General features: G+C 27.7%; 10 protein-coding genes and 1 riboswitch. Of the genes, 6 read left to right on the plus strand and 4 right to left on the minus strand.

Translation table 11 applies throughout. The features are described 5' to 3' along the window. Nucleotides 1–344 precede the first annotated feature (344 nt). From BUA77_RS13800 to BUA77_RS06450, 4 genes are all read left to right on the plus strand, one after another. Entirely contained in the window at nt 345–1,508 is a 1,164-nt protein-coding gene (locus BUA77_RS13800) for a hypothetical protein (RefSeq protein ID WP_084605571.1), read from the plus strand. Nucleotides 1,509–1,680: 172 nt separating this feature from the next. Beyond that, entirely contained in the window at nt 1,681–2,595 is a 915-nt protein-coding gene (locus BUA77_RS06440) for a cation diffusion facilitator family transporter (protein ID WP_072888446.1), read from the plus strand. A gap of 89 nt (nt 2,596–2,684) precedes the next feature. Continuing rightward, the gene (locus tag BUA77_RS06445) at nt 2,685–4,145 is read left to right on the plus strand and encodes an aminotransferase class I/II-fold pyridoxal phosphate-dependent enzyme (protein ID WP_330390032.1); all 1,461 of its coding nucleotides are present in this window, start codon (nt 2,685–2,687) and stop codon (nt 4,143–4,145) included. A gap of 125 nt (nt 4,146–4,270) precedes the next feature. Beyond that, nucleotides 4,271–4,354: riboswitch (cyclic di-GMP riboswitch) on the plus strand. Nucleotides 4,355–4,454: 100 nt separating this feature from the next. Next, entirely contained in the window at nt 4,455–5,660 is a 1,206-nt protein-coding gene (locus tag BUA77_RS06450; protein WP_072888448.1) for a PAS domain-containing sensor histidine kinase, read from the plus strand. Nucleotides 5,661–5,673: 13 nt separating this feature from the next. Here the strand turns inward: BUA77_RS06450 and BUA77_RS06455 are convergent, their stop codons facing one another. From BUA77_RS06455 to BUA77_RS06465, 3 genes are all read right to left on the minus strand, one after another. Next, nucleotides 5,674–6,009, minus strand: a complete 336-nt coding sequence (locus BUA77_RS06455) for a hypothetical protein (RefSeq protein WP_072888450.1) — start codon at nt 6,007–6,009, stop codon at nt 5,674–5,676. Between the two features lie 9 nt (nt 6,010–6,018). Continuing rightward, the gene (locus BUA77_RS06460; protein ID WP_084605575.1) at nt 6,019–6,357 is read right to left on the minus strand and encodes a PqqD family protein; all 339 of its coding nucleotides are present in this window, start codon (nt 6,355–6,357) and stop codon (nt 6,019–6,021) included. A gap of 64 nt (nt 6,358–6,421) precedes the next feature. Further along, nucleotides 6,422–8,404: an OPT family oligopeptide transporter gene (locus BUA77_RS06465; protein WP_072888454.1), complete on the minus strand. Its 1,983-nt coding sequence runs from the start codon at nt 8,402–8,404 to the stop codon at nt 6,422–6,424. 381 nt (nt 8,405–8,785) lie between these two features. On the opposite strand from BUA77_RS06465, the gene BUA77_RS06470 reads away from it, so the two are divergent. Beyond that, nucleotides 8,786–9,850, plus strand: a complete 1,065-nt coding sequence (locus BUA77_RS06470) for a hypothetical protein (protein ID WP_072888456.1) — start codon at nt 8,786–8,788, stop codon at nt 9,848–9,850. A gap of 59 nt (nt 9,851–9,909) precedes the next feature. Here BUA77_RS06470 and murC read toward each other — a convergent pair whose 3' ends face one another. Then, nucleotides 9,910–11,268, minus strand: coding sequence for a UDP-N-acetylmuramate--L-alanine ligase (murC, locus tag BUA77_RS06475; RefSeq protein WP_072888458.1), 1,359 nt, complete (start codon nt 11,266–11,268; stop codon nt 9,910–9,912). A 229-nt stretch (nt 11,269–11,497) separates the two neighbouring features. Between murC and purR the strand changes: the two genes are divergently transcribed. Beyond that, nucleotides 11,498–12,319: a pur operon repressor gene (gene purR, locus BUA77_RS06480; protein WP_072888459.1), complete on the plus strand. Its 822-nt coding sequence runs from the start codon at nt 11,498–11,500 to the stop codon at nt 12,317–12,319.

Consider the following 12,319-nt stretch of genomic DNA (forward strand, 5'->3'; position numbering starts at 1 on the left):
ATTTCTTTTACGTCCAAAATTAGAATAATATTTTTGATAAAAAGAAAGTGGGATGAAATCACTAATATCAAAAAAATGATTTAACATAGAAAGTAAATTGTATTGATTTTGATTAAAAAACTTTTCAAAATCAGAAGAAATATTAGAAAAGTTTAATTGTTTAGCTTGAACTGGCATAAGTTTTTCCTCCTTTTTTCATTTTGAGTTATACACATCTAGTTAATGTATATATACCCAAAATGGGGGAAACTTAGCCATTTCTATAAATTTAAATGTAGTATTTATGCGAGTTGTAGAGTTCTGCAACGAGCTAATATAGATTTATTTTAAATGGGGGGATAATAGTGAAAAGAAGATATAAAAGAGATTATGTTATATTAGAATCAAAAGATTCGTCATTTAGATTAAAAGAAAAAACTTCGCCTAAAGCATTTGCAAAAATAGAAATGAAAGAAGATAAAGCAAATCTTATGCTTTATGTTGAGAATGTGAAATATATCAAACAAGGGTATAGAGTAGTGATAATAGAAGATGATTTAAATGTTAAAGATATAGGAAGAGTTTTAGTAAATGAAAATGGAAAAGGTGAATTTAAAATTAGCTTTAATGAAGAAAATTTGGATATTAAGGCTATAGCATTAACTCATGACAAAAAAATACCTTTAATTGGGTTTAGAGGAAGAAAACTTCAGGATTATGAAGATATAATATTTGCAAAGGAAAATAATATAAAAGATGACACAATAGAAAATAAAGTAAAGTTTCAAATGAAAGAGGAAAAAATAGAGGATAATATTCATAAATTAGAAATAGATAATGATTTATCTAAAGAAAACAATATTAAAGATAATCTAAGTAATCCTAATTTAGAAATAGATGAGGAAGATGTTGAAATAAAGGACGAAGATATAAAACAAGAATTATCAAGAGAAGAAAATGAAGAAGTAATTATACTTGATATAGATGAAAAAAAAGAAAAAAAAAAGAAAGAAAAAAAAGAAGAGGATTGTTCAAGAGAAGAAAAAAGAGAAGAGATAAATAAAGAAAAATTAGAAGAGGAAGATATACTAAGAAAGTATACGGAAGAAAAGATATATTTTGTTCCAAGAAAGCTTAAAAAGATTTTAAATAAATATAAAGAAATAAAGCCGTTTATGGAGGATATAGAAGATACTAGATGGTGGAAAATAGATATAAGTCCTATGAGTATATGTGCATATATCATGCCTTATTTAGGATATATAAACTATATAAATTGCACTTTATATTCAGATATTACATCTTTATCTTATAAGTATAGACATTATATATTTGGAATTAAGTATAGTGAAGAGGGGAAAAGAAAGTATTATATATATGGAATACCAGGAAGAAAAAATGAACAGCCAGATGAAGGAAATACAGGATTTTGCCACTTTATTCCTTGTGACAATAAATACAAGACTTATGGATATTGGGTTTGTTTTATAGATTGCAAAAGTAGATTAATAGCCATGGCTGAAGAATAATTGTAAAGTCTCATATTATTATAATATTTATAATAGTATGAGGCTTTTATATTTTTATTTAAAAAAGAATAATATAATAATTATTGGGGTATAGATAGATAAAAATTTACAAGAAATGTGAACAATAGTATAATGAACAAAGTATTATCAATTGAAAGATGGAGGTAAAAATATGCAAAGATATGATGAGTCTAGAAATGTTACTATAAAATCTATAATTATAAACGTTATTTTATCAGTTATAAAAGTAATAGCAGGTATTATAGGTAATTCTAGTGCTATGATTGCTGATGGAATTCACTCGGCTTCTGATATTGTAACATCTTTAGGAGTATTAATTGGAAATATTATAGCTAAAAAGCCTCATGATAAGGAACATAATTATGGACATGAGAAGGCAGAAACATTAGTTGCTTTTATTCTATCATTAGTTCTTCTTGTTGTTGGAGCTGAAATAGGTTTTGATTCTTTAAAGCTTCTGTTTAATTTAAATGAAGTAAAAACTCCAACACTTCTTCCTTTGGTTGTAGGTTTTATATCTATAATATTTAAAGAATATCAGTATCATATAACTATTAAAGTTGCAAACAAGATAAACTCTCCCTCGTTAAAAGCTGATGCTTGGCATCATAGATCAGATTCACTATCTACTGTAGGAGCTTTAATTGGTATTGGTGGTGCTATGCTTGGATTTAAAATATTAGATCCAATAGCAGGAGTAATAGTTTCTTTATTTATAATAAAGGTAGGTATAGATATTTTAAGAACATCTTCAAATGAACTTATGGATTATTCTATAGATAAAGAAGAAGAAGAAAAATTAATTAAATTAGTTCTTAATACAAAAGGAGTATATAACATAAAAGGATTAAAAAGCAGACGCCATGGCGCAAGAGCATATGTTGATTTAACTATATGTGTAAATCGTAAAATTACAGTATATGAAGGACATGAAATAGCGCATAATGTAGAAGAGAGAATAATTAAAGAAATAGAAAATATAAAGGGTGTAATTGTGCATGTAGAGCCTAACAATACAAATTCATGTGAAATGTGTAAATATAATAAAAAAAATATTGATTTTTAGGATAAAATAGTATATCTTTAAATAGAAAAGTTTCTTAAAAGTAATTTGAAAGTTTATTAATATGAAACAAGAGGAGATGAAAGTATAAATTGAAAAGATTAAATCAAAATATGACTCCGTTATTTACTGCTTTAAAAGAGTATCATAGTAAGAATGTAGTGCCTTTTGATGTTCCTGGACATAAGCATGGAGTTGGACTCTCAGAATTTAGAGATTTTATTGGAGAAAGAGTATTAGAAATAGATGTAAATTCAATGAAGTGTTTAGACAATCTTTGTAATCCAATAGGAGTAATAAAAGATGCTCAAGAGCTTACAGCTGATGCTTATTGGGCAGATCATGCATATTTTATAGTAAATGGAACAACTGCTGCTGTTCAAGCTATGATTATGAGTGCGTGTGAGCCTGGAGACAAAATAATAATACCTAGAAATGCTCATAAATCAGCTACTTCTGCGATAATATTAAGTGGTGCAGTACCAGTTTATATTCAGCCTGAAATAAATGAAGAATTGGGAATTGCGATGGGAGTTTCAGTAGAAGAAATAGAAAGAGCAATAGGAAAACATCCTGATACTAAGGCTATATTTCTAATAAATCCAACTTATTATGGAGCAGTTTCAGATCTTGCGTCTATAGTTAAAATAGCTCATAGAAATGGAATAGCTGTTTTAGTAGATGAAGCACATGGAGCACATATGAATTTTCACGAGGAACTTCCAGAAAGTGCGATGAAGGTAGGCGCTGATATGGCAGCTGTAAGTATGCATAAAACGGGAGGATCATTAACGCAAAGTTCAATACTTCTTCTAAGAGATGGAATAATAGATTATAATCATGTTAAAACAACTATAAATTTAACTCAATCAACTTCAGCATCTTATTTATTAATGAGCTCTCTTGATGTAGCTAGAAAGCAGTTAGCTACAAAAGGTGAAGAGATGCTTGATAATATATTAAAATTAACAAGAGAAGCTAGAGAAAATATAAATAAAATTGAAGGATTATACGCTTTTTCCAAAGAACTTATAGATACACCGGGAGTATATGATTTTGATGAGACAAAGCTTGGTGTAAATGTAAGAAGACTTGGGCTTACTGGATATGAAGTATATGATATATTAAGAGATGAATATAATATACAGGTAGAGCTTGCTGATATGTATAATATACTTGCAATAGTAAGTCTTGGAGATACAAAAGAAAGTTTAGATGCACTTGTTTATGCATTAGACGACATAGCTAAAAAATATAAAAAAGATGAAGAAATAAAGCTTAAAAAGAGTATTCTTCAAAATCCTGATCTTATAGTGACTCCAAGAGATGCATATTATTCAAGTAAGCATTCTGTTCCTTTAGATGAAGCTAATGGAGAAATAAGTGGAGAATCTGTAATGGTGTATCCGCCAGGAATACCCCTAGTAGTTCCTGGTGAGAGAATAACAAAAGACATGATAGATTATATTAAGGTTTTAAAAGAAGAAGAATGTCAGCTTCAAGGAACTCAAGATCCTTATGTAGATTATATAAATGTATTGGGAAGAGAATAAATAAAACATTTAAAAATTTATTTTAAAAAAAGTTTTGGATATTTTAAACTATTATGTTAAAATTATATTAAACATATGTGAAATTTGTAATTAAACTATATATGGAATATAATGTATATGTAATATATAGATAATGGCAAATTCGTCGAAAGGTGAAGGCGCAAAGCCACGGGCCTAAGGTAATAGACTATGGTAGCCGGGTTACCGAAGATGTTTTGAACTTCTCTTATAATTGGTTACAAGCCCTTTTTGGTAATCCCAAAAGGGGCTTTATTGCTATGAAAAAATTATGCTATGGGGGATGTAACAATGAATTATGTTCAAGAAGGGAAAGAAGAAATTTATAAAAAAATATTTGAGTTTTTACCAGATAGTGTATTAATATATAATGATAAAAAAATTAAATATATAAATGAAGCTGCTGAAAAACTATTAGGAATAAAGGATAAAAAAGAATTAATTAACAAAGATGTACTTAATGTTGTTCATGAGGATTATAAAGATATTGTTAAGGAAAGAATGAAATCTTTAGTAAATAAAGATGTATATTCTTATATGGGTCAAATATTAGTATCATACAATGGAAATATTGTATATGTAGACTTATCTGCAACTATAGTAGAATATAAAGGAAAGGAATCTGTGTTAGTTATTGCTAGAGATATAACAGAAAGAAAAAAAGAAGAGAAAAGTAGACACTTATTACAAAAAACTATTGAATGTGAGAAATTGAAAATGGAATTTTTTTCAAGTGTATCTCATGAACTTAAAACTCCTTTAAATGTAATTTTAGGAACTATACAGCTTTTACAGATTTACAGTGATAAAGGAATGATTAATAATGGTGGTAAGAATATTAATAAATATATAAATATAGCAAAGCAAAATAGTTATAGGCTTTTAAGACTTGTTAATAACATTATAGATATAAACAGAATGGATGCTGGATTTTATAAAATACAACTTCAAAATTATGATATTGTAAAAGTAGTAGAAGATATAACCTTATCTGTTGCTGAGTATATAAAAAATAAAGGAATATATCTTGAATTTGATACAAATATAGAAGAAAAGGTAATGGCTATTGATCCTTATAAAATAGAACGTATTATGCTAAACCTTCTTTCTAATTCAATTAAATTTACGGATTTTAAAGGAAAGATAAGTGTAAGTATATATGATAATAAAGATAAAGTTACTATATCAGTAAAGGATACAGGAACTGGAATACCAAAGGATAAGTTAAGAACTATTTTTGAAAGATTTAAACAAGTTGAGAAAACGTTATCGAGGAATAAAGAAGGAAGTGGAATAGGACTATCTCTTGTTAAATATCTGGTAGAGCTTCATAATGGAGAAATTTATGTGGAAAGTGAATATGGAAAAGGAAGTGAATTCATAATAAATATACCTGTTATATTATTAGAAGAAGAAAATATAAAAGAAAATTATAGTACTGTGCAAGAAGGAAATGTGGAAAGAATAAATATTGAATTTTCTGATATATATACTTAAAAAAGGAGAAGAGTTATATCTTATAATATACTCTTTCTCCTTTTTCTATTTTGGTAATTACCAATTTTTCGTCAACCATATTTTTCATTAATGTAGATGTAAATTTTTCTATGTTTTTTATATTTAAAAAACCTTTTATAGTTTTAATTTTTATAGATTTGCATATATTGTTTATTTCATTGTGAGATAGCCTTTTGTTTTTTTCAAAGGCTTTAAGTATTCTATTTTTAGATTTTTTTAGAAGCTTTGTTTGCCAATCATGAGGCAAATATTGAGATCTTTTATATCCCCATAAAAATATAAATGTAAAAGAAGCTCCAAATAATATAGTTCCTATAATAAATTTCATTAAATTCACCTACTTTTTAAATATTATAAAATTATTATTACTTAATATTTGTATATATTGTGCAAGCCTTTCATAGACAGAGTCATTAGAATTTGAATATTTTTTTAATATACTTCCTATTTCTTCAACTGACTTTTTGCCGTCTATATTTTTCCAAACTAGAGATCCTGTTTCATCTAAATCAATAATAGTTCTTTTAGGAGTATTAAATATTTTTTGCATTAGTTTGTCTATTTTTCCCTCTCTTTTAACTATTATACTAATAAGTCCATTTTCTCTTTCTTTCCATGTATATTTTTCATTTTTAATAGGTATATAGTCTAGTAGATTAGAATCTTTTTTTTTCAATATAATTCCTCCTTAATTTATTAAAGCCTCTAGACATAAAGGCTAGAGGCTTATTTTTTTATTTTTATTCTAAATCAATTTTTCGTATAACAGAAACATAATATAGATATGCTCCCATAAGAAGGAACATTATAAGAGATAAAGTGTTTCCTCCTGCGTTAGCTATGCCAAGATTATCTCCTATACTACCTAAAGTTTTTGCTATAGAACCTTCGCTGTTAGGTATTACTGCTAGTATTGCAAGAAGAACACCCATTAAAGCATCTCCTGCAACCATACCAGATGCTAGTAATACTCCAGATTCTCTTCTAGCATCACCTTCGTGTCCGCTGAACTTCTTATCTACAATACCTCTTATAAATCCACCAAATATAGCTGGTGTAGATAAGTGAATTGGAAGATATAGACCTACTGCAAATGGAAGAACAGGAAGTCCTATCATTTCAGCCATAGCACCAATACCCATACCGATAAATATTAAATTCCAAGGAAGACTTCCAGTCATAACACCTTTAACAACCATAGACATAAGGTTAGCTTGAGGTGCTGGAAGTTCTGCTGAACCTATTTGATAAGCAGAAGTTAAAAGTTTAATAACAAATCCTATAGCAATAGCAGCAGCTACAGTACCTATTATTTCACCTATTTGTTGTTTCTTAGGAGTAGCACCAAGTAAATGACCAGTTTTTAAGTCTTGAGCCATATCTCCAGTAACTGCTGCAGCAATACATACTATAACACCAACAGATAAAGCTGCAACCATACCTGTTTCTCCAGAATATCCAACACTTTTTAATATTAAACAAGTAGCAAGAAGTGTTGCAATTGTCATACCAGATACAGGGTTATTTGAAGTCATACCTGTCATTCTAGCAGCAACAGGTACAAAGAAGAATGAGAATAGTATTGCAAGTGAAGCTCTAAGTATACCAAACTTAAGTGGTGGAACAAAAGCTATAAATATAAATAAAACTGCAAGGATAATGAATATTATACCCATATTCATATCAGAATCTGTTCTAAGTGATGAACTATTTTTTGATCCTTTAGTTAAGTTAGCAAATCCTAATGAGAAAGATTTAATCATAACAGGAAGTATTTTTATAAAGCCCCAGACACCTCCGAATACAACAGCACCAGCACCTATGTATCTAATATATGAAGTCCAAATTTGCCAATGATTCATTTCAGAAATTAAAGCAGTTGCTGGATATAATGGAGCAGAAGCATTTGCTCCTATTAACTTAATTAAAGGAATAAGACCAAGCCATCCAAGAGCTGCACCAGCAAGCATTATAGCTGAAATTTTTGGACCCATTATAAATCCAAGACCTAAAAGTGAAGGGTAAGCATCAATACCAACAACAGCACCATCAAATCCAGGGATTGCCCATTCTGGTTCTTCATGCCAAAGTTTAAGACCTTTCATCATAAATGCATAAAGAGCTGAAAGTCCTCCACCTATAAATAAAAGTTTAGCGTTTTCCCCACCAGATTCACCAGCAACTATAACCTCAGCACAAGCTGTACCATCAGGGAAAGGTAAATTACCATGCTCTTCAACAGTTAAATATCTTCTAAGTGGAAGCAAGAAACAAATACCTAAAAGTCCTCCACATAAAGCCATGGCAGAGACTTGTATTAAACTTACCTCCATACCCCAAACAATTAAAGCTGGAACTGTAAATATAACACCTGCTGCAAGAGATTCTCCAGCAGAACCTATAGTTTGACACATATTATTCTCAAGAACATTACCCCTTTTTAAAACACCTCTAAGTATTGCCATAGAAGCAACCGCTGCAGGAACAGAAGCACCTACAGTTTGACCAAGTCTTAAACCTAAATAGGCATTTGCTGCACCAAAGACAATAGATAAGATAATACCTATAATAATTGAAGTTAAAGTAAGTTCTGGTAGCACAGTGGATGCACTTATATAAGGTTTATAATCTGTTCCAGGTATTTTTTGATAGGCTCCTGGATCAAGCCCTTTCCTCTTGTTTGACTTAGACTCAGCTAAGTTTTTATTAACTACTTGAGCCATAAAAATCCCCCTTTCAAAATAGTAAATAAGTTTATTATTATAAAGTAAGTTTATTATACATAAAAATTTTTTTTATATCCATACAATATTGTATATTCGTAATATTTTGAAAATTAATAATAAAATTATTTAACATAAAAAAGAATTTTTATATAGGATTTATATCATATATATTTCTATATGCACCAAAAAATGGGTAAAAAATATATAAAAACATAAAGAAATGAAGTATACAAAAATAAAATGTTAAAATTCTAATTAAACATTACAAAAATGTAACATTTGATTAAAATTGGTTTAGGATAATATTAAAACATATGGCATTTTAAAATAAAATTTGAGCTTTATTATGGTATAATTTAACTTAAAGAGGTGATTTTTGTGGATAAAAGAGTTATAAAGTCAATTCTATTAATAGGAGCATTAATATTTATAATTAGCTTTTTTATAACTAGCTTTAAAACTAAAGATTCTAGTGATGAAAGTAAGGAAGCTATAAATACAAAAGAAGTTTCACTAATTAATGAACTTAAAAAACAAAAGAGCATTCAAATTTCAAATAAGAATCTAGAAGATATAGATGTTGAAGAGGAGTTTTATACTGACTTTAAGTATTACTTAGGAAAATTAAATAAACTAGATAATAGTGTAGAATTTAATGAAGTATTTACAGGAAAAGGAGACAATATAGAATTTTCTACAGATTTTAATTATATAAAAGTAACTGGATATAACAAAATAGATTATTTTGAAATACCTTCTAATGAAAAGGAAGGAATAAGGAATTTGTTTAACAAAGAAATTTATACTTCGTTTGACTCTATTAAAAATTATAAGAATTGGGATAATGTAATTGCAGAATATAAGGACAAGAAAAAAGAAATAAGCAATTTAAAAGAGTTTGATGAAAAAATAATCAAAAAAAGAAAAATTAGTCAGTATCAAGCATCTAAGATGGAAGAACAAGTCAAGGATAATTTCTATATTACAATTAATGCTAAAGAATATGAATTTTATATTCAAACAATAGGGAAAAATGCAATTGGAGTATATTATAAAAACTATAAATCATACTATGAAATAGATAATGATTTTTATAATTATTTATGTGATATAAGTTTTGTAGCAAAAAAAGATAATGAAATTGAACAAGAAAAATCAGAATATGATTGGGTCCAAAGCATAGAAATAAAAGATATTGTAAATAATATAGATGAAACATTTGATGGTGAACAAAAGGATAATATTTTAGATTCTTTATTTAACAAAGAGATAAAAGAAGTTAATTTTGATAAATACGAAGTAAAAAGGTACATATTAAAATTAAAAGGTAATGGTAAGAGTGAAGATATTACAATTTATGAAAGTTATGTATATAAAAATGATAAATATTATGAAATTAAAAATGCAGATTTAATAATAGATTCATTTTTAAATGCACCATAACTAAAATTTCATAGCGCCAACGAATCTATCACTTCCGTTGCTTAAAAATGAGGCATAAGCTATGCCTCATTTTTTAGTATTATATCTGCAACTTGATAAATATTTCCAGCGCCAGTAGTTATAACAACATCATTTTTATTTACGTTTTCACATATGTATTTTGCTATATCATCAAATGATTTAATATATAAAGCATCGATATTATGTTCCTTTAATCTATTAGCAAGATCTGATGAGTGAACAAGTCCAGTATCCTTTTCTCTAGCAGCATAAATATCTGTAATTATAACTTTATCTGCATCAAAAAAAGAATTAGAAAACTCATCTAAAAGAGAGTATGTTCTTGTATAAGTATGGGGTTGAAAAATACACCAAAGTTTACCCTTGCACATATTTTTAGCAGCAGATAATGTTGCTTTTATCTCTGTTGGATGGTGAGCATAATCATCTATTATAATTGCATCTTTATATTTTCCTTTATATTCAAACCTTCTTCCAACACCAGTATACTTATATATATTAGATTTGATTTTATCAATAGGTATATTAGAAACTATACCTACAGCTATAGCAGAAGCTGCATTATATATATTATGAATACCAGGAATTGAAAGATTAAACTCACCTAAATCTTTACCTTTAAATTCAATAGAAAAAATGCCATGGCCTAATTCATTAAATTTAATACCCTTAATTATAAGGTCGTTATCTTTACCTTGACCGTATTTAATAATATTTGCATCAATATTATGAAGAATATCAATGCAGTTTTTATCATCACCATTTACAATCAAGTATCCATTTTTAGGAAGAAGTCTTCCGAATCTATTAAAAGAATCTTTAATATCATCAAGACATGAAAAATAATCTAAATGATCTGCTTCTATATTTAATACAACTGAAATTTTAGGATTAAACTCTAAAAAACTGTCTACATATTCACAAGCTTCTGTAATAAAGTTTTCAGAATTTCCTATTTTTGTGTTGCCCCCTATATCTTTTAAGTTTCCTCCTACTAATATAGTAGGATCAAGACCAGAGTGTTCAAATATCAAAGAAATCATAGAAGTTGTACTTGTTTTTCCATGAGTCCCTGAAACTGCTATAGAATTTTTATAGTCCTTCATAAGTTCTCCTAAAAATTTTGCTCTAGACATTGTTTTTATATTTCTCAATTGGGCTTCTTTAAGTTCTTCATTATCTTCTTTAATAGCAGCTGTATATACTAATAAATTTATATCATTTGTTATATTTTCTTTTTTGTGACCGATACTAATGTTAGCTCCTTGCTTTTTTAGATCTTTTACAATTTTAGATTCTTGTGCATCTGAGCCTGAAACAATATATCCTTTACTTAAACATATTTTAGCAAGGGCACTCATGCTTATTCCACCGATTCCTATAAAGTGTATATGCATATTAAAAATCTCTCCTTATTACCTAATATTATGATATAATTAAATAATGCTTATTATAATTAATATGAATAAAACGTAGATTTTATTATACCATAATAATATATTATCATGAATAATTATAAAAAAGTCTTTCATTTAAAAGAATTCTATAAAGTATAAAGGTTTATAAGTTCAATTAAATAATTACATAGTATATAATTTTTAAAATATACTTAACAGGAGGTTTTATATGAAATTTAAAAGAACTGAAAGGATGGGCGCGATAGTAAAAATACTTTCAGATAATCCTAATAAAGTTTTTACTCTAAGCTTCTTTACAGAAAAATTTAATGCTGCAAAATCGACTATAAGTGAAGATATATTAGTAGTAAAAAATGTATTTGAAAAGTTAAATTTAGGAAAAGTAGTTACAATAGCAGGAGCTGCTGGAGGAGTTAAATATATTCCTAAAATATCTGATGAAGATAATGAAATTTTCCTAAAAGAACTTTGTGAGAAAATAAATGAACCATCAAGAATACTTGCAGGAGGATTTTTATACTTAATAGATTTAATATATAATCCGGAAATTTCTTCAAAAATAGGGAAAATATTTGCTTCATATATAGATTACAGTGAAGCTGATTATATAGTTACAATTGAGACTAAAGGAATCCCTATGGCTTTAATGACGGCAAAGGCAATGAATCTTCCTTTGGTTATAATAAGAAAAGATACTAAGGTATCTGAGGGTTCATCCCTTAATATAACTTATATGTCTGGAAGTAATAAAATAGTTCAGACTATGACTCTACCTAGAAAAGCATTAAAAGAAGGATCTAAAGTTATATTAATAGATGACTTTATGAGAGGTGGAGGAACTCTAAGAGGGATGGAGGATTTAATGGCGGAATTTAATGCACAGGTTATAGGAAAAGGAGTTTTAATTTCAACCTCAAGTCCTAAAGAAAAGCTTGTTAAAGACTATATATCACTTTTAGAGTTAAAAGAAGTAGATGAAAAAAAAGGAATAATTAAAGTTGAGCCAAATAAAGACTTTATTATAAACTAG

The sequence above is a fragment of the Tepidibacter formicigenes DSM 15518 genome, from assembly GCF_900142235.1.
Lineage (GTDB): Bacteria > Bacillota > Clostridia > Peptostreptococcales > Peptostreptococcaceae > Tepidibacter > Tepidibacter formicigenes.